Raw genomic sequence first — 24,575 nt, forward strand, 5'->3', positions numbered from 1 at the left:
GGATGCCGTGCAGCGACGCGTCTCGATGGCCGACGTGGCCGCGGCGGCGGGTGTGTCCGGCCAGACCGTCTCGCGCGTCGTCAACGGCAGCCCGCGCGTCGACCCCGAGACCCGCGCGCGCATCGAGGCGGCGATGGCCGACCTCGGCTACCGCCCTCACCGCGCCGCCCGGGCCCTGCGCACGGGCCGCTCCGGCACGATCGGTGTCATCGTCGCGACCCTCGCGACCGTCGGCAACTCGCGGATGCTCGAAGCCGTGGCATCCGCTGCGGCCCGGCGCGACCTGGCGGTCACCCTCATCTCGCTCGCCGAGCGGACGGGCATCGCCGACGCCTTCGACCGCCTGCACGACCTCGGCGTCGACGGCGCGATCGTCCTCAACGAGGCGACGGCCATCGCGGAGGGCGTCGCGCCGCCCGCGGGTCTCGCGCTGGTCGCAGTCGACTCACCCGGCGGGGCGTTCGCGACGGTCCAGTCCGACCACGCCGGCGGCGCCGAGACGGCCACACGCAGGCTGACGGATGCCGGGCGTCGCGCGATCGCGCACGTCGCCGGGCCCGCCGAGTCGTTCGCGGCGGCCGAGCGCGAGCGCGGCTGGCGCGCGGCGCACGACGGGCCGCCGCCCCGGGAACCGTTGCGCGGGGATTGGGGTGCGGCATCCGGTCACGCAGCGGGAGTCGTCCTCGCCGCCGACCCCGCGGTGGACGCGGTGTTCGCCGCGAACGACCAGATGGCGCTCGGCGTGCTGCGCGCGCTCGCCGAGGCGGGACGTGAGGATGTGGCCGTCATCGGGTTCGACGACGTGGCGGATGCCGCGGACTACCGCCCGCCGCTGACCACCGTCCGGCAGAACTTCGACGCCCTCGGCGAGGCCGCCGTCGCCGCCCTCGCGGCGACGCTCGACGGCGAGCCCGCGACACGGACAGTCGTCCCGACGACGCTCATCGCCCGCGCGTCGGGCTGACGCGCCGCCCGCTCGCTCGCGGTTGTTCGCGCGAAAGCGCCCCCTGCTGCCGAGAGCGCCCGTCCGAGCGTGTCAGCAGGCGGCGCTGTCGGCACGGACGCGCGCTCTCGCGCGTGACCGGGGGCTCTCAGCCGGCGGTGCGGCGGGCGTCCCAGCCGGTGCGGACCATCTCGTCGACGGTGTACCGCATCTTCCAGTCGAGGTCGCGGGCGGCGAGCTCGCCGGTGGCGACGATGCGGTCGGGATCGCCGGCGCGGCGCGGGGCGATCTCGGGGGTGAACGGGATGCCGGTGACCCGGGCGACGGCATCCATGATCTCGCGCACCGACAGGCCGTTCTGCGAGCCGAGGTTGTAGGCGGGCTCGACCGGTTCGCCCGCGCGCAGACGCTGCGCCGCGACGACGTGCGCGGCGGCGATGTCGGCGACGTGCACGTAGTCGCGCACGTTCGTGCCGTCCAGGGTGTCGTAGTCGTCGCCGTTGATTCGCGGCGTCTCACCCTTCAGCAGCATCTCGAAGACGATCGGGAACAGGTTGTGGGGGCTCGTGTCGTAGACCGACGGGTCGCCCGAGCCGACGACGTTGAAGTACCGCAGCGAGGTGTGACGCAGGGGTGCATCGGATGCCGCCGTCGCGACGCCCTGCGCCGCGATCAGCCACTCGCCGATGAGCTTCGATTCGCCGTATGGCGAGGCGGGACGCTTGGGCAGGTCCTCGGTCACGAGGGGCACGTCGGGGGTGCCGTACACGGCGGCGCTGGAGGAGAACACGATGTTCGTGACCCCGGCATCCGCCATCGCCGCGAGCACCACGCGGGTGCCCTCGACGTTCTGCTCGTAGGTGTGGAGGGGGCGCTGCACCGAGACACCGGCGTACTTGAACCCGGCGACGTGGATGACGCCGTCGACGCCGTGCGTGCGCAGGGTGTCGGCGACGAGCTGCTGGTCGAGGATCGTGCCCCGCACGAAGGGCACCCCCTCGGGCACGAACGTGGCGTGTCCGCTGGAGAGGTCGTCGAGGACGATCGGGTCGAGACCCGCCTCGGCGAGAGCGCGGACGATGTGCGCGCCGATGTACCCGGCGCCTCCGGTGACGAGCCAACTCATGGTCCCGAGCCTACTGGCGCGGAACCGGGCCGCCGGACCCCAGGAACCCGGCACCCGCGGACTCAGGAACCCGGCGCGGCGGCGGACTCAGGAACCCGGCGCGGCGGCCTCAGGAACCCGGCGCCCGCGGCCTCAGGAACCCAGCGCGGCGGCGACGACCTTGCGCGCCTCCTCCTGCACCTGCGCGAGGTGCTCGGGACCCTTGAGGCTCTCGGCATACAGCTTGTAGACGTCCTCGGTGCCCGACGGGCGCGCCGCGAACCACGCGTACTCGGTCTGCACCTTGAGCCCGCCGATCGCCGCACCGTTGCCGGGCGCGTGCGAGAGCTTCGCCGTGACGGGGTCGCCGGCCAGCTCGCTCGCCGACACGGCGTCGCCCGAGAGCTTCGACAGGGCCGCCTTCTGCTCGGGCGAGGCGGGTGCGTCCACGCGCTGATAGGCGGATGCCCCGAACTCGGCCTCGAGCTCGGCGTACCGCTGCGAGGGGGTCTTTCCGGTGACGGCCAGGATCTCGGCGGCGAGCAGACAGAGGAGGATGCCGTCCTTGTCCGTCGTCCAGACGGTGCCGTCCTTGCGCAGGAACGACGCACCGGCGGATTCCTCGCCGCCGAAGGCGACGGAGCCGTCGAGCAGGCCCGGGACGAACCACTTGAACCCGACGGGCACCTCGAGGAGGGTGCGGCCGAGCGAGGCGGCGACGCGGTCGATGATCATCGACGACACGAGGGTCTTGCCGATGGCGGCATCCTGCGGCCAGCCCTCGCGGTGGCGGTAGAGGTAGTCGATCGCGACGGCGAGGAAGTGGTTCGGGTTCATGAGCCCGGCGTCGGGCGTCACGATGCCGTGACGGTCGGCGTCGGCGTCGTTGCCGGTGAGGATGTCGAACTCGTCGCGCCGGGCGACGAGGGCGGCCATCGCCGAGGGGGAGGAGGGATCCATGCGGATCTTCTCGTCCCAGTCGAGCGTCATGAACCGCCACGTCGGATCGACCTCGGGGTTCACGACCGTGAGGTCGAGCCCGTAGCGCTCGCCGATGAGGGCCCAGTACTCGACCGAGGCACCGCCGAGCGGGTCGGCGCCGATCCGCACGCCCGAGCGCGCGATCGCCTCGACGTCGATGATGGATGCCAGGTCGGCGACGTACCCCTCGCGGAAGTCGTACTGGCCGAGGGTCGCGTCGTCGATGTCCGCGTGGCGGATGCGTCGGACGCCCTCCAGGCCCGCCTCGATGAGCGCGTTCGCGCGGTCAGCGATCCAGCCGGTCGCGTCGGTGTCGGCGGGTCCGCCGTGGGGCGGGTTGTACTTGAAGCCGCCGTCGCGCGGCGGGTTGTGCGAGGGGGTGACGACGATGCCGTCGGCGCGACCGGCATCCGATTCGTCCCGACCCTTGTTGTAGGTGAGGATCGCGTGGCTGAGGGCGGGTGTCGGCACCCACGAGTCGCCGCTGTCGACGCGGACGTCGACGCCGTTCGCGACGAGGACCTCGATGGCGGTGTGCTCGGCGGGCAGCGAGAGTCCGTGCGTGTCGCGGCCCAGGAACAGCGGGCCGGTGATGCCCTGCGCCGCGCGGTAGTCGACGATCGCCTGGGTCGTGGCGAGGATGTGGTCCTCGTTGAAGCTGCGCGACAGCGACGAGCCGCGGTGGCCGCTCGTCCCGAACGCGACCCGCTGCGCGGCGACCGACGGGTCGGGCTTCAGGTCGTAGTAGGCGCCGATGAGGGCGTCCACGTCGACGAGGTCAGAGGCTTCGGCTGGCTGTCCTGCGCGGCTCATTCGCCCAGTCTGCCAGGGAACTCGGACGGGAGCGCCTGCGTGTCGCGGATCCGCAGCGAGCTCACGCCGGAAGGCGGCCCGCCTCGGTGACCATCGCCGCCGCTCGCTCCGACAGCGCGTCGAGCACGGTCCGCAGGGCCGGCGAGTCCGACATGGTCCGGCGGTGTATCGCCGACACCTCGCGGATGGACTCCGGCGACACGGTCGGGATCGCGACCAGGTCGGGGCCGAGCGGCGGGCGGCCCAGGCGCGGCACCAGCGCGACGGCGATGCCCGCGCGGGCGATCTCGAGGTGGTTCTCGAACTCCATCGACTCGTGCACGATCCGCGGCGCGCCGCCGACACCGTCGAACAGCCGCCGCAGCCATTGCCGGCAGATCGTCGACTCGAACGTCGCGACCCACGGCTCGCCGCCGAGGTCCTCGGGGCGCAGTTCGGTGCGGCCGGCGAGCGGGTGGTCGCGGCGCAGGATGATGTCGGCGACGTCGGTGAACAGCGGGGTCTCGACGAGGTGGTCGGGGATCGCGAGGGCGACGTTGCCCCAGCGGTGCACGAGTCCCAGGTCCCGTTGACCCGACGCGACGAGGGCGACCGTCTCCCACGGTTCGCTCTCGCGCAGCGGCAGTCGCAGGTCCGGATGCCGCCGGCCGAGGTCCGCGAGCAGGGGCACCATGACGCCGCGCACGACCGTCGAGAACGCCCCGATGCGGATCTCGCCGGCGACCCGGTCGGGCTCGCCGCCTCCGTGGAGATCCGCGCGGACCCGCTCGAGGTCGGCGAGGATCGGCGTCGCCGACACGACGAGGCGCGTCGCGGACTCGGTCAGCACCACTCCTCGCCCGACTCGCTCGAGCAGGGCCACGCCGGTATCGCGCTCGAGGCGCTTGATCTGCTGCGAGACCGCCGACGGCGTGAATCCCAGGGCCGTGGCGGCGGCGGCGACGCTCCCCTCCGTGGCCACGGCGCGCAGGGACACGACGGCCTCGAGATCGATCATGAAGCGATGCTACCGATTCACGTCGCGGAATGATCGCTTGTCCTTCATGGATGCCGCGGGTGGACTGGTCCCGTGACCCGCCGTGACATGCTCCTCGCCGCCCTCGTCGCCTCGCTGTGGGGCCTGAACTTCGTCGTCATCGACTGGGGGATGAGCGGCATCCCGCCCCTGCTGTTCGCGGCGATCCGGTTCGCCGTCGTCGCACTCGCCGTCCTCGTGGTGCCGCGGCCGCAGACCGGGTGGCGCGTGATCGTCGGAGTCGGCCTGTTCATGAGCCTCGGCCAGTTCGCGCTCCTCTACACGTCGCTCGCGCTGGGGCTGAGCCCGGGCCTCGCCGCGCTCCTCCTGCAGGCGCAGGCGGTCTTCACGATCGTGATCGCCGCGATCGCCCTGCGCGAGCGCCCCTCAGCGACGCAGGTCATCGGTGTCGGCCTCGGCGTCGTCGGTCTCGCGATTGTGGCGCTCTTCCGCGGCGGCGACGCTCCCGTGCTCGCGGTCTGCCTCGCGCTCGCGGCCGCGCTGTCGTGGGCCGTCGGCAACGTGATCTCGCGCCGCGCGGGCGTCGTCACCGGGATCGGCCGCGGCGGCACGCTGTCACTGACGGTCTGGTCGTCGCTGGTCGTGCCGATCCCCGCCCTGGCCCTGTCGTTCGTCATCGACGGTCCCGCGGCGATCGGCGCGGGGCTCGCCGCCATCGGACCCCAGGCCGTCGTCTCGACCCTCTACACCGCGGGCCTGTGCACCCTGTTCGCGTACGCCGTCTTCAACGGACTGCTGGGCCGCAATCCGTCCGCGGCCGTCGTGCCGTGGATCCTGCTCGCGCCCGTCGTCGCGATGGCCTCGGCCGCACTGCTGCGCGGCGAGGCTCCGAGCGTCGGAGAGGTGGTCGGCGGCGCGGTTCTCGTCGCGGGCGTGCTGGTCAGCGGCATCCGTCGTCGACAGCCGGTGCCGGAGGCGGCGGGGCTCATGGGGGTGCCCACTAGGCTGTCCGCGTGACATCCGAGCCCCCGGCTTCCCCCACCCGTCGCACGTACAGCTTCCTCGGCCCCGCCGGCACCTTCACCGAAGCCGCCCTCGCGCAGGTCCCCGAAGCGCGCGACCAGACCTGGCGCCCCGTCCGCAACGTCGGCGAGGCGCTCGCCGACGTCATCGAGGGCCGGTCGGATGCGGCGATGATCGCGATCGAGAACTCCGTCGACGGCGGCGTCTCGACGACGCAGGACGCGCTGGCGACCGTGCCGGGACTCCGCATCGTGGGGGAGTACCTCGTGCCGGTCGAGTTCGTGCTGGTCGCCCGGCCCGGCGTGCGGCTCGAGGACGTCTCGGTCGTCGCAGCCCACCCCGTCGCCTACGCACAGTGCCTCACGTGGCTGACGGCCGCGCTGCCCGAGCACTCGCACATCCCCGCCACGAGCAACGTCGCCGCCGCCGTGGGACTCGTCGACGGCGGGATCTCCGCGGATGCCGCGATCGCCCCGCCGGGCATCCTCAAGCTCTACGACCTCGACCTGCTGGCCGAGAAGATCGGCGACAACCCGCACGCCGTGACGCGGTTCGTGCTGGTGAGCCGCACGGCTCCGCCGCCCGCGCCGACGGGGGCCGACAAGACGTCGCTCATCGTCGAGCTGCCCGAGGACCACCCGGGTGCCCTCCTCGAGCTGCTCGAGCAGTTCGCGACCCGGGGCATCAACCTGTCGCTGCTCGCCTCGCGCCCGATCGGCGACGAGCTCGGCCGGTACCGCTTCGTCATCGACGCCGACGGGCACATCGAGGACGAGCGCATGGCCGACGCGTTGCTGGGCCTGCGCCGCTTCTCGCCGCGGGTGCTCTACCTCGGCTCGTACCCGCGGGCCGACCGCGCGATCGTCCGCTACCCCGAGCGGTACTCCGATGAGGTTTTCGTCGAGGCGCGCGACTGGCTGCGCGGCCTCGTCTCGGGCGAGCCCGAGGCCTGACCCGCCCGCCTGCGCGGCACCAACCGCGGAGATGTGCCGCTGCGCGGCGGGTGGAACCGGTTACCACCGCGTCTCGGTGACGGATCTCCTCGGTTGTGGCCGCCCGCGCGCGGCGGCACACGCCTCAGCCCGCGAGCGCCTCAGGCCGCGAGCAGCTCCAGCGTGCGGAGGCGCGAGGGTGCGGCATCCATCGGCTCGTCCTCGGTCGCGGCGGACACGGGCGACACCATGACCTCGTCGACGCCGTGGCGGGCGGCGAACTCCGCGAGCCGGCTGCGGACTTCGGGGCCGGTCCCGACGAACCAGCGCGACATCATCGCGTCGAACACGGGGGCGGCGAGCCTGTCCGAGGCCTCCGCCGCCGCGGCCTGCTCGACGGTCTCGAGCGCCGTGAGGGGCTTGCCGCCGCGCAGACGCGCCATCATGCGCGCCTGCGGCAGCGCGGCGGCGCGGGCCTGCGCGTCGGTGTCGGCGACGACGGCGTTGGCCGTGACGAAGGTGCGGGGCTCGGCGAGCGTCTCGGACGGCTGGAACTGCCCGCGGTAGAGGTCGAGCGCCCGCTCGAGGCCGTCGCCCGAGAAGTGATTCGCGAACACGTACGGCAGGCCCATCCCCGCGGCGAGCTGGGCCGAGTAGCCGCTCGAGCCGAGCAGCCACACCTCGGGGGTGCTGGTCGACGCGGGCGTCGCCCGCACGTCGTACGTGCCGCCCGAGGTGAACCGCAGCGTCGCGCCCTCGGCCGAGACGAGGGAACGGATGTCGGTGACGTGGTTCGGGAACCGCTCGACGTCGCTCGTGGTCCCCGACTGGCGCAGCAGCTGCGTGATGACGGGGTCCGAGCCGGGGGCGCGGCCGATGCCGAGGTCGATGCGACCGGGGGCGAGGGCTTCGAGGGCGGCGAACTGCTCTGCCACGACGAGCGGGGAGTGGTTCGGCAGCATGACGCCGCCGGAGCCGACACGGATGCGGCGGGTCCGCGCCGCCGCGGCGGCGATCAGCACCGGGGGAGTGGTCGAGGCGACGGCCGGCATGTTGTGGTGCTCCGCGAACCAGTAGCGCCGGTAGCCGAGCTCGTCGGCGCGCTGCGCGAGGGAGAGCGAGGCGGCGATCGCCTGGCTGCTGGTCTGCCCCGTGCGAACGGGGACGAGGTCGAGAACGGAGAGGGCCGGGGTCGCAATGCTCATATCCTGGGCTGCAACCGGCGCGGGTCGCCCGGCATTCCGTGCCGACGCCGATCAGGCCGAGTTGCGCCAGACGACGGGGCAGGGGAGGACCGTGCCGCCGGCATCGGGATCCTCGCCGCGGAGTTGACGGAGGACCGACTCGGCGGCGGCGCGGCCGAGCTCATCGGCGGGCTGGTGCACGGTCGACAGGGGCGGATCGCAGCGCAGCGCCCACGAGCTGTCGTCGAAGCCGACGATGCCGATGTCCTCGGGGATGCGCCGACCCGCGGCCTGGAGGACGTCCATCGCCCCGGCGGCGACGGCGTCGCTCGAGGCGAAGACGCCGTCGATGTCGGGCGCGCGCTCGAGGAGCGCCCGCATCCCGGCCTGCCCGTCGGAGTACGAGTACAGCGGCACGGATTCGACGAGGCTCGGTTCGAACCGAGACCCGAGGGCGTCGACGAATCCCGCGAGGCGGTCCGATCCCGAGTCGCGGTCGAGAGCGGAGGCGATCATGCCGATCCGGCGGCGCCCCGTCGCGGCGAGCCGGTTCGTGATCTCGCGCGCCGCGCCGCGGTTGTCGATGGCGACGAAGGCGGCGTCGCCGATGTCGCGCGGGTGTCCGACGAACGCGGCGGGCAGGCCGAGGTCGGCGACGGCGCGGGTGATGGGGTCGCCGACGCGGGCCGAGACGATGATGACACCGTCGATGAGGCCTCCGCTCAGATAGCGGGCGAGGCGCTCGATGTCGCGGGTCGTGTCGGCGATCATGAACGTCAGCTGGTAGTCCGCTTCCGACAGGGCGGCATTGGCGCCGAGGAGGATCGAGCCGATGTTGGGGTCCTCGACGAAGAGCGAGTGCGGCTCGTGGACGATGAGGCCGATCGCCTGCGAGCTCTGCATGACGAGGCTCCGGGCGGCGCGGTTCGGGACGAAGCCGACCTTGGCGATGGCGGCCTCGATGGCCTCGCGTGCCTCGTCCGAGACGTAAGGCTGCCCGTTGAGCACCCGGCTGACGGTGCCCCGCGAGACGCCGGCTTCCGTGGCCACGTCCTTGACGGTCGCGCGACGGCGGCGGCCCATGACATCCGTGCGATCGCTGCTCACGCGTTCATCGTATGTGCACGCACACACCGCGCACAGAGGTTCTGGATCAATGTTTGACAGCCAGCGACGTCCCACCTAGTCTGTTCACGTTCACAGATCCTCAATGCGGAGGAAAACCGCTCGGACCTGTGCACGTTCACAGGATCCAGAGGAGAACATGTCGGTCCCCGCCCGCCCCTTCGAGCACGACGGCATCGCGTTCGGGTGCGATTACAACCCCGAACAGTGGATGCCGGACGTCTGGGACGAGGACATCGCGCTCATGCGCGAGGCCGGCGTCGACCTCGTCGCGATCAACATCTTCGGCTGGGCCCACCTCGAGCCGCGCGCGGGGCAGTACGACTTCGCCCGCCTCGACGACATCATCGGCCGGCTGCACGCCGCCGGCATCCGGGTGAACCTCGGCACCGGCACCGCGTCGACGCCCGCGTGGCTGACGACGGCGCACCCCGAAATCCTCCCCGTCGTCGACGACGGCACCCGACGCTACCCCGGCGGACGCCAGGCGTGGTGTCCGAGCTCGCCCGTCTACCGTGAGGCCGCGCTCGCACTCGTCGACGCCGTCGCCGCACGCTACGGCGCGCACCCGGCCGTCGCGCTCTGGCACGTCTCGAACGAGCTCGGATGCCACAACGCGCTCTGCCACTGCGACGAGAGCGCCGCCGCCTTCCGCACCTCGCAGACACCACGCATCCGGGCCGCGGGTCGGGCCTCCGGGCTCCGATCCGCGGCGCGGTCGCGTTCGGTCAGGACTCGCGCGAGGCCTGCTTGACCTTCTCGTAGGCGTCGAGCGCGTTCTGCCGGGTCGCCTTCAGGTCGACGATCGGCAGGGGCGGCTGCCCGTCGGCATCCCGGTACTCCGGAGCCCACCGCCCGATGTACTCGCGGTTCTTGTCGAACTTGTCGGCCTGCAGCTCCGGGTTGAAGACGCGGAAGTACGGTGCGGCGTCGGCGCCCGACCCGGCGACCCACTGCCAGTTGAACGGGTTGCTCGCCCCGTCGGCGTCGACGAGGCAGTCCCAGAACCACTCCTCGCCGCGGCGCCAGTCGATGAGAAGGTTCTTGATGATGAAGGATGCCGTGATCATCCGCACGCGGTTGTGCATGTAGCCGGTCTCCCAGAGCTCGCGCATCCCGGCATCCACCATCGCGTAGCCGGTGCGCCCCTTCTGCCAGGCCTCGAGTGCGGACGGCTTCACGCGCGGCCAGGGGAACGCGTCGAACTCCCGGCGGAGGTTCTTCGTTGCGAGTTCGGGGAAGTGGTACAGGGTGTGCCAGGCGAACTCGCGCCAGCCGATCTCGGACAGGAACTGCGAGGCGCCGGTGGCCTCGACCGCGGCGTGCCAGACGGTGTGCGGGCTCAGCTCGCCCCACCGCAGGCGCGGCGAGAGCATCGAGGTCGCCCCGGCGGCGGGCCGGTCGCGGGCGTCGCCGTAGTGGCCGAGGTCCTCGTCGAGGAACTCGCGCAGGCGGCGGCGGGCCGCCGGCTCGCCCGGCTCCCACGTGTCGCGCAGGCCCTGCGCCCAGTCCGGTGCGGTCGGCAGCAGCTGCCAGTCGTGGAGGTCGTCCGACGCGGGGTAGCGCGAGGGTCCGCTCACCTCCCGCGGTTCGGGCAGCGGCGCGCGCGGAGCGGGCTGCGCGAGGCACGCCCGCCAGAACGGGCTGTAGACCGAGAAGTGCTTCCCCGATCCCGTCTGGATGGTCCACGGCTCGAAGAGGACGGATGCCGCGAACGACGCGACCTCGACGCCGCCCTCCCGCAGGCCCGCCTTCAGCTGCGCGTCGATCTCGCGCTCGGGCCCGCCGTAGCGCCGGTTCCAGAACACGGCGCCCGCGCCGGTGTCGTCGGCCACGTCGCGGACGACCCGGGCGGCGGGTCCGCGGCGCAGGATCAGCCGCGAACCGCGCTCCGCGAGCCGTTCGGCGAGCGAGGCGAGCGAGTGGTGCAGCCACCACCGGGCCGCCCCGCCGAGCGGGCGGATGCCCTCGGACTCCTCGTCGAGGACGTAGAGACCGATGACGGGCTCGCCGCGGTCCACGGCCGCGCGCAGGGCGGGGTGGTCGGCGAGGCGCAGGTCGTCGCGGAACCAGACGATCGAAGGGGACGGCATCCCCTCATCCTCGTCACCCGACGAGGCCGGCGCCGCCCCTTGCAATCCGGCGCGGAATCCCTCAGACGGCCTCGACGGAGTGCCCGCGCGGGATCGCGAGGGTGAGTCCGCCGGCGATGACGCGGACGGCGATGCGGGTCGCCTCGCCGAACTCGTCGCCGTCGAGCTGCACGGGGTGCGCCTCCTCGGCGGCGAGGTCGATGCCCTTGCCGCGCGAGTAGCGCACGGAGTTGTCGGCGGTGCGGAGCGAGAGGATCTTGCGCCCGGTGCGGAACTTGCGCAGCACGCTGTTGTCCCACGCGAGGCGCCGCCAGACGAGCAGCCAGCCGAACGCGGAGCGCGGCTGCAGGATCGCGACGTCGAGTTCGCCGTCGGTGATGGATGCCTCGGGGATCAGCTCGAGCCCCGCCTGAAGCGACCCGCAGTTGGCGAAGAGCACACTCTGCACGTCGGCCCGGTGGATGCGGTGACCCGGCACCTGGTAGACGACCGGGAACGGCTTGGCCTGGGCGATCGACCGGGCGGCGCCGTCGACGTAGGCGACCCAGCCGACCTTCTTCTTCAGGTCGCTGTTCGTGTTGGCGATCATCGCGGCGTCGAGCCCCATCCCGCCCATGACGACGAACGCGTGCTCGGCGGTCTCGCCGTCGGGACGACGCAGCTGCGCGAGGCCCACGTCGATCGCGAGGGTGTCGCCGTCGAAGGTGGCGGCGATCATCGCCGCCGGGTCGTCGAGCGGGAGCCGGAGGTTGCGGGCCAGCAGGTTGCCGGTGCCGCTCGGCACGATCGTGAGGGGGACGGGGGAGCCCGTCATCGCCTCGCTCACGGCGCGGACGGTGCCGTCGCCGCCGGCGACGAGGACGGCATCCACCCCTTCTTTCAGGGCCTGGCGGGCGACGTCGTCGCCGAGGTCGTCGACGGTGGTCTCGTAGAAGAGGGGCTCGGACCAGCCGGCCGCCTTCGCGGCGGTCGCGACCTGCTCGCGCAGCGCGTCGCCGTCGACCTTGATGGGGTTGTAGACGAGGGCGGCCTTCGGGCTCGGCCGACCGTCCTCGTCGGGCATCGGCTCGGTCGATCCGCTGCGGTCGACCCGGCGGGCCTCGCCCGTCTCGCCGTCCTCCGTGTCGGGCGCGATGTCGTCGGGCTCGCGGATGACGCCGTCGGGTTCTGCGACAGCAGCCGGGTCGTGCGCGTCGTCGGAGCCGTGCGTCGTGCCGGGTTCGGTCGCCATGCGTACAGGATAGGGCCCGGCATCCGTCTCCCGGGGCCCCTTGCGCGGCTGCGCGATCCGCACCAGGGGAGGGGGCCGGGAGGCCCGCGACTAGACTCGACGGGTGATCGATCTCGCCCTCCTCCGTGACGACCCGGCCCTCGTGAAGCGCTCGCAGGAAGCCCGCGGCGAGTCGCCCGACACCGTCGACGCCGCCCTGGCCGCCGACCGTGAGAGGCGCGCGGCGATCACCGCCTTCGAGGAGCTCCGCGCCGAGCAGAACGCGCACGGCAAACGGGTCGCGAAGGCGCCGAAGGACGAGAAGGCGGCGCTCGTCGCCGAGGCGAAGGACCTCAGCGAGCGCGTCAAGGCCGCCCAGCAGGCGGTCACCGTGGCCGAGGAGGCCGCCTCGGCGGCCCTCGCGCGCATCGAGAACATCGTCATCGACGGCGTGCCCGCCGGTGGCGAGGACGACTTCATCACCCTGCGCACGCACGGCGAGCCCGCGACGTTCGACTTCGAACCGCGCGACCACCTCGCCCTGGGCGAGATGCTCGGCGCGATCGACACCGAGCGCGGGGCGAAGGTCTCGGGCGCGCGGTTCACCTTCCTCACCGGGATCGGTGCCCGACTCGAGCTCGCCCTCATGAACCTCGGGATGCAGCGGGCGCTCGAGGCCGGCTTCATCCCCATGATCCCGCCGACCCTCGTCCGCGCAGAGGTCATGCGCGGCACCGGCTTCCTCGGCCAGCACGCGGACGAGGTCTACCACCTCGACGACGACGACCTGTACCTCGTCGGTACGAGCGAGGTCCCGCTCGCCGGCTATCACATGGACGAGATCCTCGACCTCGAGGCGGGCGCGAAGCGCTACGCCGGCTGGTCGACGTGCTACCGCCGCGAGGCCGGCTCGTACGGCAAGGACACCCGCGGCATCATCCGCCTGCACCAGTTCAACAAGCTGGAGATGTTCGTCTACACGACGCCTGACGACGCCGAGGCCGAGCACCTGCGCCTCGTCGAGATGCAGGAGCGCATGCTGCAGGACCTCGGTCTCGCGTACCGCGTGATCGACGTGGCCGCCGGCGACCTGGGGTCGTCCGCCGCGCGCAAGTACGACGTCGAGGCCTGGGTCCCGACGCAGGGCGCGTACCGCGAGCTCACGTCGACGTCGAACTGCACCACCTACCAGGCCCGCCGCCTCGACATCCGGTACCGCCCCGAGGGCGGCCGCACGGCTCCCGTCGCGACGCTGAACGGCACGCTCGCGACGACCCGCTGGATCGTCGCCCTGCTCGAGACGCACCAGCGCGAAGACGGCTCGGTCGTCATCCCAGAGGTCCTGCGCCCCTACCTGGGCGGCCTCGAGGTGGCGGAGCCGATCGCGTGAGTCCCGAGGGAGCGCCCGCGACCGGCGAGGTCCGCGCCGTCTCGCCCGACGATGCCGCCGAGGTGGTCGACGAGATCGCGACGGATGCCGCCGAGCCCCCGCGCGAGCGACTGCTCATCGCGCTCGACGTCGACGGCACGATCCTGCTCGAGGACGAGAGCTACAGCCCCGGTGTCGTGGACGCGATCGCCGACGCGCAGCGTGCCGGGCACGAGGTCATGCTCGCGACGGGTCGCTCGTGGGAGGGGACGCGCCACATCCTCGAGGGGCTGGCGCTCACCCCCGAGTACGTCGTGTGCTCGAACGGCGCGGTGATCCTGCGGCGCACCGGCCCAGCCGGCACCCGCGAGTACGAGCGGTTCCACACCGAGCAGTTCGACGCGTCCGAGGTGCTGACACTGCTGCGCGACCACCTCCCCTCGGCGCGGTACATGGTCGAACTGCCCGACGGGCGTCGCCTCTACACCGACGACATGGACGAGTGGAACGTGTCGCGCGCCGACCGCGTCCCGTTCGAGGACCTCTCCGCGCAGCCGGTGTCGCGCGTCGTCGTGGTGTCGGAGGAGGGCACCGATCAGGATTTCGTCGACCTCGTGTCGCGGATCGGCCTGAACGAGGTCTCGTACGCGGTGGGCTGGTCGGCGTGGCTCGACATCGCGCCGCAGGGCGTCGACAAGGCGACCGGTCTCGAGAAGGTGCGCGAGTGGCTGGGCATCGACCCCGCCCACGTCGTCGTCATCGGCGACGGACGCAACGACATCGGGATGTTCCGATGGGCGCGCGCGAACGGCGGACGGGCGATCGCCATGGGCCAGGGGCCCGATGAGGTGACCTCCGAGGCGTCGGAGCTCACGGCATCCGTCACCGAGGGGGGCGTCACGGCGGTGCTGAAGGCCCTCTGACCGGCCTCGTTCAGGCCGCCCACAGGCGCTGCCGCGAGAATGGACGGGTTCTGGGGTCGGCTAGACTCGGCCTGTTCGACCGGGGCTGTCTGCGCGGTCGGGAGGGTTGTCCGAGCGGCCGAAGGATCCGGTCTTGAAAACCGGTGGGCAGCAATGTCCCGTGGGTTCGAATCCCACACCCTCCGCACTGTCCGAAAGGTGATCCGTGAGCGCAAGGCACGACGCGAAGGCGACGAAGTTCCGCCGTCAACCCGTCGCCCGTCACGGAGCGCTGACGTCGCCGCATCCGCTGCGCCAGGTCTTCACGATCCTCGCGGCCGTCCTCGCCGTCGCGCTGGTCAGCACGGTCGCCATCGGCGGGTTCTACGTGTGGGATGCCGCGCGCAGCCTCGACGAGAACGGTGTGGCGATCGGCGACGACGCCGCCCTGCCGCCGCACATCGGCGAGATCGAGGGCGGCGTCAACATGCTCGTCGTCGGCACCGACTCGTGCGAGGGTCAGGACCTCACGCTCTTCCCGCGCTGCGCGGACGACGACGGCGGCGAGCGCAACGACGTGACGATGCTCGTGCACATCAGCGATGCGCCCCGTCGGGTGACCGTCGTGTCGTTCCCGCGCGACATGATCGTGCCGATCCCGGCGTGCGAGAACCCCGACGGCGGCTCGTCCCCCGCGATGAGCGCGCAGATGATCAACACCTCTTACAGCTATGGCGGGCTCAGCTGCTCGGTGGCGACCGTCGAGGAGCTGACCGGTGTCGACATCCAGTTCGCCGGCGCCATCCGATGGACCGGCGTGATCAACATGTCCGACGCGATCGGCGGTGTCGACGTCTGCCTCAGCGACGACATCAAGGACCGGCACACGGGTCTCGACCTCGCCGCCGGCGAGCACACCCTCGTCGGGGCGGAGGCGCTGCAGTTCCTCCGCATCCGTCACGGCATCGGCGACGGATCCGACCTCGGCCGCATCTCGAACCAGCAGCAGTTCATGAGCTCGCTCGTGCGCAAGCTGCAGTCGGGTGAGGTGCTCTCGAACTACCCGGCGCTTCTGAACCTCGCCAACACCGCCCTCCGCCAGGTCAACGAGAAGCAGCTGGTCCTCAGCGAGTCGCTCACCAACCCGCAGCGGATGGTGCAGATCGCGATGGCCGTCGCGGACGTCCCGTACAAGGACATCGTCTTCGTGCAGTACCCGACGTACTACGCCCCCGGTGGTGCCCGCGTGCTGCCGGTCACGTCGGCGGCCGACGTGCTCTTCACGGCTCTGGCCGAGAACAAGCCGATCCGCGTGACCGGTGCCGCGAGCGGAGGCAACGGCGTCGAGGTCGTCGGCGAGGCCGACGACCCGAACGCGACACCCGATCCCACCGGATCCGCGACGCCCGACCCGAGCGGAACCCCCGGGGCCACGGCGACCCCGCCGGCGGGCGAAGAGGGCACAGTCGACCTGCCGGGCGAGATCACGGGCCAGTCGGCCAACGAGGTCACCTGCACCGTCGCGCAGCGCTGAGCCCCGGTTCGGTGAGGCGCCGCAGAGCGGTTATGCTTGCGTGGTGCATCCGCGCCGTCCGCGGCCGGATGCCTGGAGACGTCGCATAGTCAGGCCTAGTGCACCACCCTGCTAAGGTGGAGTCCCCTTTAGGGGACCGAGGGTTCAAATCCCTCCGTCTCCGCCACGAGAAGCCCCGGTTCGCCGGGGCTTCCGGCGTTTCGGATGCCGAGTGTTACGGCCGGACTTGCACGGCCGCCGCGCACCCCGCATCGTCGGGGGGATGAGCGTCATCCCCCCGATCGGATCCCACCCGTTCGACCGGATCGATCGGTCGCGGTTCGATCGTCCCGAGAGCCGCAAGTGGAGCCTGCACCCGGGGTCCGTCGGCGCGTGGGTGGCCGAGATGGACTTCGGCATCGCGCCGCCGGTCTCGGAGGCGTTGCAGCGAGCGGTGACCGACGGCATCCTCGGCTATCTGTCCCCGCCGCTCGCGGCCGAACTCGGGCACGCGACGGCGGACTGGATGCGGACGGAATACGGGTGGCAGGTCGACCCCGAGCGGGTGCACCCGGTGTCGGACGTCATGGCCGCCCTCGGCGTCGCGATCACCGAGTACGCGCCGGCGGGGTCGGCGGTGATCGTGCCCACCCCCGCGTACATGCCCTTCCTCACCTACCTGCCGACCATCGGACACCCCGTCGTGGAGGTACCCGGTGTCGTGGTGGACGGCCGCTGGCAGCACGACCTCGACGGCATCGACGCGGCCTTCGCCGCCGGGGCGCGGACGCTCGTGCTGTGCAACCCGCACAACCCGACCGGCACCGTTCTGACCCACGAAGAGCTGACCGCGCTCGCCGAGGTCGTCGAGCGGCACGGCGGGCGGGTGTTCGCCGACGAGATCCACGCACCGTTGCGGTACGACGGCGTTCCCCATGTGCCGTACGCGTCGCTGTCCGAGGCGACGGCGGCCCACACGATCACCGGCACGAGCGCGTCGAAGGCGTGGAACCTCGCCGGGGTGAAGACCGCGCAGCTCATCACCTCGAACGACGCCGACCAGGACGCGTACCGCCGCTTCGGATTCGCGGTGCAGCACGGCGCGGCAACCGTCGGCGTCGTCGCGGCGATCGCCGCCTACCGCGAGGGGCGGCCGTGGCTCGACGAGGTGATCGCGTACCTGGATGCCGAGCGGCACGAGCTCGGGCGACTGCTCGCCGAGCACCTCCCCGGCGCTCGGTACACCCCGCCGCAGGCGACCTACATCGGGTGGATCGACGCGTCCGGCCTCGACCTGCCGACATCGCCGGCGACCTTCTTCCGCGAGGAGGCGGGAGTCGTCCTCACCGACGGCGCTTTGCTCGGCCGTGGCTACGAGGACTTCGTTCGCATCGTGTTCGCGACGCCGCGCCCGGTCCTGCGCGACGCCGTCCACGCGATGGGGGATGCCGCCCGCCGCGTCGCGGGCGCCTGATCACCGGCTCTCAGAGACCGGCGACCTGCTCCTCCTCGCCGGGCTCCGGCACGATGCGAAGTCCGCCGGGGGAGTTCGCGGTGGCCATGAGGCTCTCGATCCACGCGGGGTTCAGCGGGCCGCTGGAACGGCTCTGGTAGCGCACGTCCCAACTGGTGGAGACGCCCACCCAGCGCGAGACGCGGCCGCTTCCGAGGCTCGGGTCGACCGTCCACGTGAGGATGAACGGCTCGTGACGCCGCAGTTTCGTCACCATCACGACTTCGAGGTGAGCGAGGAGGCGGTCATCGAGCGTGACCGTCTCGGAGCCGAATGCCAAACGTCCCATCAGCGCAAGCTTACGCTGTAAGCATGCGGATCCGCCGAGAAAGGGGGAGGATCGGCGTGGAGGCTCCTCATGAGCAGACAGACCGACCGTGCTATGACGCCGCGACTGAATCGAGCAGGGATCGTCGACGCGGCGCTCGAGCTCGTCGATCGATCGGGTCCCGCGGGACTGTCGATGCGCGCCCTGGGCGATCACCTGGGCGTTGAAGCGATGTCGCTGTACCGCCACGTCCACGGCAAAGAGGACCTCCTCGAAGGCGTCGTCGACCTGCTGACGTCGGAGCTCACCGAAGTGATGGAGCGTGAGGCCGAGGAGCATTGGCAGACGTTCCTGCAGAACGTGGCCCACGCCGTGCGCGAGATCGCGATCACGCATCCGCTCGCCTTCCCCCTCATCGCGACCCGCCACCCCGCCGCGCCGTGGTTGCGCCCGCCGCTGCGCAGCATCGAGGCGGTCGACATCCTTCTGCGCGTCCTGCTGGCGCACGGGTTCTCCGACGAGCAAGCCGTCCGTGCCTATCGCGGCTTCAGCAGCTTCCTGCTCGGTCAGCTGCTCCTCGAGGCCGCCGTCCGCGGTGCCGACGTCGGTGGGGCGGGGGCCGCGTCCGGGACGGGGGAGTCCTCCTTCTCGGGCCAGGGCGAGGACGACCTGGACGACGCACCGCAGGTGCGCCGGCTACGCCCCCTCCTGAGCGAGGACCACAGCAAGGAGGAGTTCGAGACCGCCCTCGAGGTCCTCCTCGACAGGCTCGAAGCCGAGCTGTCGCCGTAGCGCGCAGATCACTCTTCGGCGACAGTTCGTGGGCTGACGAGGCCTGGTGCGTCTGGGATGATGGCGGCATGATCATCGCCGGGCTGGTGTTCGCGGCGCTCGGCGCCGCCATCCACGTCTACATCTTCTATCTGGAGTCGATCGCCTGGTCGGGGCCCGCGGCGCGGCGCACCTTCGGGACGACGGACGAGACCGTGCACGTCACGAAGCCGTTCGCCTACAACCAGGGCTTCTACAACCTGTTCCTCGCGATCGCCGTCTTCCTCGGCATCGTCTTCGTCGCGACCGGGTCGACCGCGATCGGCGCGACCCTCGTCTTCGTCGGCGCCGGGTCGATGGTGGCTGCCGGTCTCGTGCTGCTGCTGTCGGATCGCTCCAAGGCGCGCGCCGCGATGATCCAGCTGACGGCGCCGCTGCTCGGTGTCGTCCTGCTCGCGATCGGACTGGCGCTCTGAGACTCGCGGTCGTCGGCGCCGGCAAGATCGTCGCCGAGTTCCTGCCCCACGCCCGGCAGATCCCGGGCGTCACCCTCGCCGCGATCGTCGGCACCGAGCGCAGCAGGGCGAAGCTCGAGCAGACCGCGGCGATCCACGGCATCCCGTCCGTCTTCACCGACCTCGACGCCTGTCTGGCCGACCCTGCCGTCGACACCGTGTGGGTCGCGGTGCCGAACGTGCTGCACGCCGACGTCGCGCGGCGGGCGCTGCTCGCCGGAAAACATGTCGTCTGCGAGAAGCCCTTCGTGCTGCGCGCCGAGGACCTCGCCGAGCTCCGCGCGCTCGCCGAGGAGCGCGGGCTGATCCTGGTGGAGGCCATCAGCACGCAGTACCTCGCGAACGTCGAGTGGATGCGGCGGAACCTCGGCCGCCTCGGCGACCTGCGGCTCGTGCAGTGCGAGTACTCGCAGTACTCCTCGCGCTACGACGCGTTCCGGGAGGGCGCCGTCGCGCCCGCCTTCGACCCGGCGGCCGGCGGCGGCGCCCTCATGGACCTCGGCATCTACGCGCTGCACCTGGTCGTCGGCCTCGTCGGCGCCCCCGACTCGGTCGTCTACACGCCCCGGATGGAGCGCGGTGTCGACACGTCGGGTGTCGCCGTCCTCGGCTACCCCGACCTGACGGCCGTCTGCGTCGCCGCGAAGGACTCGCCGGGCCCCTCGCGCACGAAGATCCAGGGGACGCAGGGCGTCATGATCGTCGACGGACCGCCCAACGAGATCGCCGCCGTCGAGCTGCTGCTGCGGGACGGGACGAGCGAGCGCATCGCCCTCGACGACGACCCGCACCGGATGACCGCGGAGTTCCGGGCCTTCGTGCGGATGATCGCCGAGCACGATCTCGCCGAGCGCGACCGGCGGCTCGACCACAGCGCGGCGGTGCTCGACGTCGCCCTCCGCGCCGTCGCGTCGGCCGGCCTCCGCCTCGGCTGAGGCGCCCGATAGCCTGACGGAATGAGCGCCGTCACCCGAGCAGAAGAGCGCGTCGCCTGGTCGGAGGGGACCTGGACGACCCCGCCGCACGCGGCTGTGGAGCAGGACGGGATGCTGCGCGTCACCGCCGTCGAGGGCAGCGACGCGTGGCGGATCACCTGCTACGGGTTCGTCCACGACACCGAGCACGCGCTGCTCGCGCCGATCCCCGACGGCACCGCGATGGAGGTCGCCTTCGACGCGACCTTCGAGGCCCAGTTCGACCAGGCCGGGCTGTTCGTCCGGGTGGACGAGGCGCGGTGGGTGAAGGCCGGTGTCGAGTTCTCGGACGGCGCACTGCAGGTGGGTGCCGTCGTGACCGACGGCATGTCGGACTGGTCGCTCGCTCCCGTGCCGGAGTGGCTCGGCCGCCGCATCACGGTGCGCCTGAGCCGGGACGGGAACGCGCTCACCGTGCGGGCGGGCGCCGACGACGAGCCGCTGCGGCTGGTCCGCGTGATCCCCTTCGCGGCCGACCTGGATGCCGCGGCGGGCCCGTTCGTCTGCGCCCCGACCCGTGCCGGGCTGACCGTCGCCTTCGCGTCGTGGCGGCGGGGCTCCGCCGACGCGGAGCTGCACTGACGGCCCGAGGCAGGGCGCCGACGCGGTAGCCTCCCGGCATGACCGTGCGCACCGTGATCCTGTCGGGTGCCGGCCGGTACGCCGACCCGTGGCATCCCTTCGCCGAGACCTCCGCCCGACTCGCGGCGATCCTGCAGGGAATCGGTCACGACGTGACCGTCCGCGAAGACGTGGACGCCGCCATGGCGTCGCTCGCGGACGCCGACCTCCTCGTCGTCAACGCGGGCGATCCGTGGCGCGGCGGGGAGCGGGGAGTGGATGCCGCGGCCGTCGCCGCGTTCGATGCGGCACTCGACCGCGGGGTCGGCGTCCTCGCGATGCACTGCGCGGTCGCCTCGCTGCGCGACTACCCGCGCTGGGCGGGTGCGATCGGGGCGGTCTGGCTGCCGACCCTGTCGTTCCATCCGCCGTTCGGCCGGGTCGTGGTCGACACCCGGGACGGGGTGCCCTTCACCGTCGAGGACGAGCGGTACTGCGCGCTGCAGGCCACCGGCGACCGGGACGTCATCGCGTGGCACGGGGGCGACGCCGGTCACCGCGAGCCGACGGCGTGGCGGCGCACGGTCGGCCCCTCCCGCGTCGCGGTGGACGTACTCGGTCACGACGCGCGCTCTTACGACGCGCCCGGGCACGCCGCGCTCGTCGCGGACCTGGCCGCCTGGGCCGCCGCCACGCGCTGAAGACCCTGCCGCCGCGCGCTGAAGACCTGGGCCGCCGCCACGCGCTGAACACCGGCGCGCGGGGCGCCGGCTCAGCCGCGCCACATCCTCACCGAGGCGGGCATGGGGTCCCGCTTCGAGCCCGGCGCCTCGGACTGACACGTCCCCGCGACGGGCGCAACCCCCTCGCTCGCGTGCTCTCCTCCGACCAGGCTCGCCCGGAACCTGAGGAGGATCGATGAAGGCGATGACCTATCGCGGACCGTACAAGATCCGCGTCGACCAGAAGAGCGACCCGGTGATCGCTCACCCGAACGACGCCATCGTGCGCGTCGAGCTGGCGTCGATCTGCGGCTCCGATCTGCACCTGTACCACGGCATGATGCCCGACACCCGGGTCGGCCACACGTTCGGGCACGAGTTCATCGGCTGGGTCGAGGAGGTCGGCTCGTCGGTGCAGAACCTGAAGCCCGGCGACAGGGTCATGGTCCCCTTCAACATCTACTGCGGATCATGCTTCTTCTGCGCCCGCGGCCTCTTCTCCAACTGCCACAACGTCAACGCCAATGCGACGGCGATCGGCGGCATCTACGGATACTCGCACTCGACCGGCGGGTTCGACGGCGGTCAGGCCGAGCTGGTGCGCGTGCCGTTCGCCGACGTCGGCCCTCAGGTGATCCCCGACGACATCGCGTCCGAGGATGCGCTGCTGCTGACCGACGCGTTCTCGACCGGGTACTTCGGCTCGCAGCTCGCCGACATCGTCGAGGGCGACACTGTGGTCGTGCTGGGAGCCGGTCCCGTCGGGCTGGCCGCGGCGCGCTCGTGCTGGCTCATGGGGGCCGGCCGCGTGATCGTCGTCGACCACCTCGACTACCGGCTGCAGAAGGCGCGCGAGTTCGCCTTCGCCGAGACCGTGCACTTCGGTCAGGTCGACGACATCGTGCTGACGCTCAAGAAGATGACCGACGGTCTCGGCGCGGATGCCGTGATCGACGCCGTCGGGGCCGAGGCGGACGGCCACGTCCTGCAGCACGTCACGGCCGCGAAGCTCAAGCTCCAGGGCGGCTCGCCCATCGCTCTCAACTGGGCGATCGATGCGGTCCGCAAGGGCGGGACCGTCTCAGTCATGGGCGCCTACGGGCCGCTGTTCAGCGCGATCAAGTTCGGCGACGCCATGAACAAGGGACTGACGATCCGCGCCAACCAAGCGCCGGTCAAGCGGCAGTGGCCGCGCCTGCTCGAGCACATCCGCGCCGGACACATCGCCCCGCGGGAGCTCATCACCCACCGCTTCGACCTCGACGACATCGCCGAGGGGTACCACGTCTTCTCGTCGAAGCTCGACGGCATCATCAAGCCCGTCGTGACGTTCGGCGCCTGAGCGAGGAGGAACCATGCCGTACCGTGCAGACAAGCCCGGCCAGACCCCCGACCCCGAAGACCTCCGCCGCCGCATCCCCGGCTGGGGCGCCGACCTCGACCCCGCCGACCGCCCCGCCTTCCCGCGCGAGCAGCCCGGGATCGAGACCGGCGCCCACTGGGACCTGCCCGAGCAGCAGCCGCACGGGTCCGGTCGCGAGCGCTCGATCGAGCACGAGCGCCTCACCCCGGTGTTCGGGACCGCGCAGCCGCTCCACGGCGTCTCGGGGGCGATCCGGCGACTGGCCTACGCGAGGTTCAGCGAGGGGCAGACACCGCACTGGATGCTGCTGATCCTGGGCGACCGGGTCGAGTCGGCGGGCGCTCACGCGAGGTCCCTGTTCTCCCGCCGCCCCGACGACCCTGTGACGCAGTCGGGCATCCTCGGCGAACGCGGACGCGGCCCGATCTCCTCGCGTGTCGGGCGGGGCCGCGTGGACGTGCGCCACACCTGGATGGACCCCGTCCTCGTCGTGGGGCCGTGGGTGGTGGCCGCGGTGGTCGTCTTCCGGATCGTCCGCGCGGCGGTGGCCCCGGCATCCCGCCGCTGACACGGTCTTCCGACACGCCCGGGATGACATCGACCCCCGGCGCACCGCGCGCCGGGGGTTGCGCGGCGGGCGCGGGGAGAGGATCGTGGCACGGCTACGGAGATGCACCGCCCTGCGGATCCGCAGCGCCGTCACGCACGGCGTGTCCGCGGGTGACGGTGCGGTCTCGGCCGGAGGGCCGCCCCATGGGTCGATTCAACTACAGCAGTCAGGTCAAGACCGAGGTCGAGGACCGGGCGCTCGCACACCTGCAGGTCGTCATCGGCAACAAGCTGCGCCGTGGCGAGTCGTTCTTCTTCACGTGGCGCGACGACGCGACCGTCGGCGACGGTCGACGATCCGTCTGGATCCATCCGTCCGCCGACCTCGACTTCAAGTACTACGGGTCGCGCGCGCCGGCGATGAACCGGACGTGGCTCGAGAAGCTCGCCTACGCCGCGAACTCGTCGGGCGGACTGTTCGTCATGTCCGAGCCGCCCGATGAGCCTCAAACGGGGACCATCGAGTCGATCTGAGCGGATGCCGGGCGTCGCCGCCCGGCATCGGACTCTCAGGACAACTTGTCCTTGATGACGCCCTCGGCCTTGTCGATCAGGTTCGGCTTGGCGTCGGTGCCGTAGAAGCGCGGGTCCGGCTGCGTCGGCGGGGGCATGGGCACCGAGGTGTCGGGCCCGTCGAGGTAGGTGAACTCGCCCTTGCCGTCGGGGGTCGGGCCGCTCGCCCACGAGCCTTCCGCCGCGGCCTGACCGTCGGAGAAGTGAACCTCCTGCATCCGCCGCGCGAAGATCGCGTCGGGCTTGTCGGGTGTCGCGGTGAACTGCAGTTCCTGTCTGTGGAAGGACATCCTGGCTCCTGTCCGGTCGCCGCGGCGGGAGAAATGCCGGATGCATCCGAGCCGCGTCCGGGGACCGTAGGCAGCGCTCTTCCGGTCGGTGAGGGGCCGTGACGAGCTGACCGCGACGTGCGGCACGGGCAGCCCACAGCGGGCCCTCACACCGACGGGTTAGCGTGGTGCGGGCAGTCGGACCGGGGAGGCGCAGATGGCGGCACGCCGCAGGCGATCCCCGGCGCGCGCGCGGCGCGGCCGGCTCGCGGCGCTCGCCGTCGGGATCGGTGTCGCCCCCGCCGCCGTCGTGATCCTCCTCGCCGCG

Annotated in this window: 23 protein-coding genes, 2 tRNA genes and 2 pseudogenes; 18 read left to right on the forward strand and 9 right to left on the reverse strand. The window is 72.0% G+C overall.

What is annotated here, in order from left to right; genetic code table 11:
- Positions 1-25: 25 nt before the first annotated feature.
- Positions 26-964: a LacI family DNA-binding transcriptional regulator gene (locus tag NH287_RS05655; RefSeq protein WP_253034842.1), complete on the forward strand. Its 939-nt coding sequence runs from the start codon at positions 26-28 to the stop codon at positions 962-964.
- Between the two features lie 127 nt (positions 965-1,091).
- On the opposite strand, the gene galE is transcribed toward NH287_RS05655, so the two are convergent.
- From galE to NH287_RS05670, 3 genes are all read right to left on the reverse strand, one after another.
- Entirely contained in the window at positions 1,092-2,069 is a 978-nt protein-coding gene (gene galE, locus NH287_RS05660; RefSeq protein ID WP_253034824.1) for a UDP-glucose 4-epimerase GalE, read from the reverse strand.
- 132 nt (positions 2,070-2,201) lie between these two features.
- Positions 2,202-3,842, reverse strand: a complete 1,641-nt coding sequence (gene pgm, locus NH287_RS05665; protein WP_253034825.1) for a phosphoglucomutase (alpha-D-glucose-1,6-bisphosphate-dependent) — start codon at positions 3,840-3,842, stop codon at positions 2,202-2,204.
- A 61-nt stretch (positions 3,843-3,903) separates the two neighbouring features.
- Positions 3,904-4,839 (reverse strand): LysR family transcriptional regulator, encoded by a 936-nt coding sequence (locus tag NH287_RS05670; protein ID WP_253034826.1) that lies wholly within the window; start codon positions 4,837-4,839, stop codon positions 3,904-3,906.
- Positions 4,840-4,911: 72 nt separating this feature from the next.
- Between NH287_RS05670 and NH287_RS05675 the strand changes: the two genes are divergently transcribed.
- Entirely contained in the window at positions 4,912-5,835 is a 924-nt protein-coding gene (locus tag NH287_RS05675; RefSeq protein WP_253034827.1) for an EamA family transporter, read from the forward strand.
- Entirely contained in the window at positions 5,832-6,794 is a 963-nt protein-coding gene (gene pheA, locus NH287_RS05680; protein ID WP_064003770.1) for a prephenate dehydratase, read from the forward strand. Before NH287_RS05675 ends, pheA begins: the two co-directional genes overlap by 4 nt.
- 140 nt (positions 6,795-6,934) lie before the next feature.
- Here the strand turns inward: pheA and NH287_RS05685 are convergent, their stop codons facing one another.
- Together NH287_RS05685 and NH287_RS05690 are read right to left on the reverse strand one after the other, a co-directional pair.
- Positions 6,935-7,978, reverse strand: coding sequence for an LLM class flavin-dependent oxidoreductase (locus NH287_RS05685; protein WP_253034828.1), 1,044 nt, complete (start codon positions 7,976-7,978; stop codon positions 6,935-6,937).
- Positions 7,979-8,029: 51 nt separating this feature from the next.
- On the reverse strand, positions 8,030-9,064 hold the full coding sequence (locus tag NH287_RS05690) for a LacI family DNA-binding transcriptional regulator (protein ID WP_253034829.1): 1,035 nt from the start codon (positions 9,062-9,064) through the stop codon (positions 8,030-8,032).
- Positions 9,065-9,221: 157 nt separating this feature from the next.
- Between NH287_RS05690 and NH287_RS05695 the strand changes: the two are divergent.
- Positions 9,222-9,737, forward strand: a pseudogene (locus tag NH287_RS05695) (beta-galactosidase); the annotation flags it as partial.
- 73 nt (positions 9,738-9,810) lie between these two features.
- On the opposite strand, the gene NH287_RS05700 reads toward NH287_RS05695, so the two are convergent.
- Together NH287_RS05700 and NH287_RS05705 are read right to left on the reverse strand one after the other, a co-directional pair.
- Positions 9,811-11,175 carry a deoxyribodipyrimidine photo-lyase gene (locus NH287_RS05700; RefSeq protein WP_253034830.1) on the reverse strand — a complete coding sequence of 455 codons (1,365 nt, stop codon included), beginning with the start codon at positions 11,173-11,175 and terminating at the stop codon, positions 9,811-9,813.
- Positions 11,176-11,236: 61 nt separating this feature from the next.
- Positions 11,237-12,406, reverse strand: coding sequence for a diacylglycerol kinase family protein (locus NH287_RS05705; RefSeq protein WP_253034831.1), 1,170 nt, complete (start codon positions 12,404-12,406; stop codon positions 11,237-11,239).
- A gap of 103 nt (positions 12,407-12,509) precedes the next feature.
- Between NH287_RS05705 and serS the strand changes: the two genes are divergently transcribed.
- The 6 genes from serS to NH287_RS05735 all read left to right on the forward strand — a co-directional run bounded on the left by serS (position 12,510) and on the right by NH287_RS05735 (position 17,643).
- Entirely contained in the window at positions 12,510-13,775 is a 1,266-nt protein-coding gene (gene serS / locus NH287_RS05710; RefSeq protein ID WP_064003780.1) for a serine--tRNA ligase, read from the forward strand.
- Positions 13,772-14,677 carry an HAD-IIB family hydrolase gene (locus NH287_RS05715; protein ID WP_253034832.1) on the forward strand — a complete coding sequence of 302 codons (906 nt, stop codon included), beginning with the start codon at positions 13,772-13,774 and terminating at the stop codon, positions 14,675-14,677. The genes serS and NH287_RS05715 overlap by 4 nt, the downstream gene beginning before the upstream one ends.
- A gap of 100 nt (positions 14,678-14,777) precedes the next feature.
- A tRNA-Ser gene (locus NH287_RS05720) sits at positions 14,778-14,862 on the forward strand.
- Positions 14,863-14,882: 20 nt separating this feature from the next.
- Positions 14,883-16,190: an LCP family protein gene (locus tag NH287_RS05725; protein WP_253034833.1), complete on the forward strand. Its 1,308-nt coding sequence runs from the start codon at positions 14,883-14,885 to the stop codon at positions 16,188-16,190.
- 74 nt (positions 16,191-16,264) lie between these two features.
- A tRNA-Ser gene (locus NH287_RS05730) sits at positions 16,265-16,356 on the forward strand.
- Positions 16,357-16,452: 96 nt separating this feature from the next.
- Complete coding sequence (locus NH287_RS05735; RefSeq protein ID WP_253034834.1) at positions 16,453-17,643, forward strand: MalY/PatB family protein; 1,191 nt, start codon at positions 16,453-16,455, stop codon at positions 17,641-17,643.
- Between the two features lie 10 nt (positions 17,644-17,653).
- Here NH287_RS05735 and NH287_RS05740 read toward each other — a convergent pair whose 3' ends face one another.
- Positions 17,654-17,971, reverse strand: a complete 318-nt coding sequence (locus tag NH287_RS05740) for a hypothetical protein (protein WP_253034835.1) — start codon at positions 17,969-17,971, stop codon at positions 17,654-17,656.
- A 69-nt stretch (positions 17,972-18,040) separates the two neighbouring features.
- Between NH287_RS05740 and NH287_RS05745 the strand changes: the two genes are divergently transcribed.
- From NH287_RS05745 to NH287_RS05780, 8 genes are all read left to right on the forward strand, one after another.
- Positions 18,041-18,742 (forward strand): TetR/AcrR family transcriptional regulator C-terminal domain-containing protein, encoded by a 702-nt coding sequence (locus tag NH287_RS05745; RefSeq protein WP_253034836.1) that lies wholly within the window; start codon positions 18,041-18,043, stop codon positions 18,740-18,742.
- 68 nt (positions 18,743-18,810) lie between these two features.
- Positions 18,811-19,197, forward strand: coding sequence for a DUF1304 domain-containing protein (locus NH287_RS05750; RefSeq protein WP_253034837.1), 387 nt, complete (start codon positions 18,811-18,813; stop codon positions 19,195-19,197).
- Positions 19,194-20,171 (forward strand): Gfo/Idh/MocA family protein, encoded by a 978-nt coding sequence (locus NH287_RS05755; protein WP_290440390.1) that lies wholly within the window; start codon positions 19,194-19,196, stop codon positions 20,169-20,171. The genes NH287_RS05750 and NH287_RS05755 overlap by 4 nt, the downstream gene beginning before the upstream one ends.
- A 21-nt stretch (positions 20,172-20,192) precedes the next feature.
- A complete protein-coding gene (locus NH287_RS05760; RefSeq protein ID WP_253034838.1) occupies positions 20,193-20,792 on the forward strand; it encodes a DUF1349 domain-containing protein in 600 nt (199 codons plus the stop codon).
- Positions 20,793-20,830: 38 nt separating this feature from the next.
- On the forward strand, positions 20,831-21,472 hold the full coding sequence (locus tag NH287_RS05765) for a ThuA domain-containing protein (protein ID WP_253034839.1): 642 nt from the start codon (positions 20,831-20,833) through the stop codon (positions 21,470-21,472).
- A gap of 217 nt (positions 21,473-21,689) precedes the next feature.
- On the forward strand, positions 21,690-22,835 hold the full coding sequence (locus tag NH287_RS05770; protein WP_253034840.1) for a zinc-dependent alcohol dehydrogenase: 1,146 nt from the start codon (positions 21,690-21,692) through the stop codon (positions 22,833-22,835).
- Positions 22,836-22,848: 13 nt separating this feature from the next.
- Positions 22,849-23,424: a hypothetical protein gene (locus NH287_RS05775; RefSeq protein WP_064003802.1), complete on the forward strand. Its 576-nt coding sequence runs from the start codon at positions 22,849-22,851 to the stop codon at positions 23,422-23,424.
- Between the two features lie 185 nt (positions 23,425-23,609).
- A complete protein-coding gene (locus tag NH287_RS05780; protein ID WP_253034841.1) occupies positions 23,610-23,939 on the forward strand; it encodes an ATP-dependent DNA ligase in 330 nt (109 codons plus the stop codon).
- A 35-nt stretch (positions 23,940-23,974) separates the two neighbouring features.
- Here NH287_RS05780 and NH287_RS05785 read toward each other — a convergent pair.
- Positions 23,975-24,187: pseudogene (locus tag NH287_RS05785) on the reverse strand (manganese catalase family protein); the annotation flags it as partial.
- Positions 24,188-24,575 lie beyond the last annotated feature (388 nt).

Origin of the sequence: Microbacterium sp. CnD16-F, assembly GCF_024124465.1 — a bacterium.
GTDB lineage: Bacteria > Actinomycetota > Actinomycetes > Actinomycetales > Microbacteriaceae > Microbacterium > Microbacterium gawkjiense.

Excerpts from the sequence above, each read along its gene's own strand:
- NH287_RS05670 (WP_253034826.1), bottom strand. The coding sequence starts at position 4,839 with ATGATCGATCTCGAGGCCGTCGTGTCCCTGCGCGCCGTGGCCACGGAG.
- NH287_RS05750 (WP_253034837.1), top strand. The coding sequence starts at position 18,811 with ATGATCATCGCCGGGCTGGTGTTCGCGGCGCTCGGCGCCGCCATCCAC.
- NH287_RS05705 (WP_253034831.1), bottom strand. The coding sequence starts at position 12,406 with ATGGCGACCGAACCCGGCACGACGCACGGCTCCGACGACGCGCACGAC.
- NH287_RS05770 (WP_253034840.1), top strand. The coding sequence starts at position 21,690 with ATGAAGGCGATGACCTATCGCGGACCGTACAAGATCCGCGTCGACCAG.
- pgm (WP_253034825.1), bottom strand. The coding sequence starts at position 3,842 with ATGAGCCGCGCAGGACAGCCAGCCGAAGCCTCTGACCTCGTCGACGTG.
- NH287_RS05765 (WP_253034839.1), top strand. The coding sequence starts at position 20,831 with ATGACCGTGCGCACCGTGATCCTGTCGGGTGCCGGCCGGTACGCCGAC.
- NH287_RS05685 (WP_253034828.1), bottom strand. The coding sequence starts at position 7,978 with ATGAGCATTGCGACCCCGGCCCTCTCCGTTCTCGACCTCGTCCCCGTT.
- NH287_RS05775 (WP_064003802.1), top strand. The coding sequence starts at position 22,849 with ATGCCGTACCGTGCAGACAAGCCCGGCCAGACCCCCGACCCCGAAGAC.
- NH287_RS05740 (WP_253034835.1), bottom strand. The coding sequence starts at position 17,971 with ATGGGACGTTTGGCATTCGGCTCCGAGACGGTCACGCTCGATGACCGC.
- NH287_RS05780 (WP_253034841.1), top strand. The coding sequence starts at position 23,610 with ATGGGTCGATTCAACTACAGCAGTCAGGTCAAGACCGAGGTCGAGGAC.
- NH287_RS05655 (WP_253034842.1), top strand. The coding sequence starts at position 26 with ATGGCCGACGTGGCCGCGGCGGCGGGTGTGTCCGGCCAGACCGTCTCG.
- NH287_RS05735 (WP_253034834.1), top strand. The coding sequence starts at position 16,453 with ATGAGCGTCATCCCCCCGATCGGATCCCACCCGTTCGACCGGATCGAT.
- NH287_RS05700 (WP_253034830.1), bottom strand. The coding sequence starts at position 11,175 with ATGCCGTCCCCTTCGATCGTCTGGTTCCGCGACGACCTGCGCCTCGCC.
- NH287_RS05760 (WP_253034838.1), top strand. The coding sequence starts at position 20,193 with ATGAGCGCCGTCACCCGAGCAGAAGAGCGCGTCGCCTGGTCGGAGGGG.
- galE (WP_253034824.1), bottom strand. The coding sequence starts at position 2,069 with ATGAGTTGGCTCGTCACCGGAGGCGCCGGGTACATCGGCGCGCACATC.
- NH287_RS05745 (WP_253034836.1), top strand. The coding sequence starts at position 18,041 with ATGAGCAGACAGACCGACCGTGCTATGACGCCGCGACTGAATCGAGCA.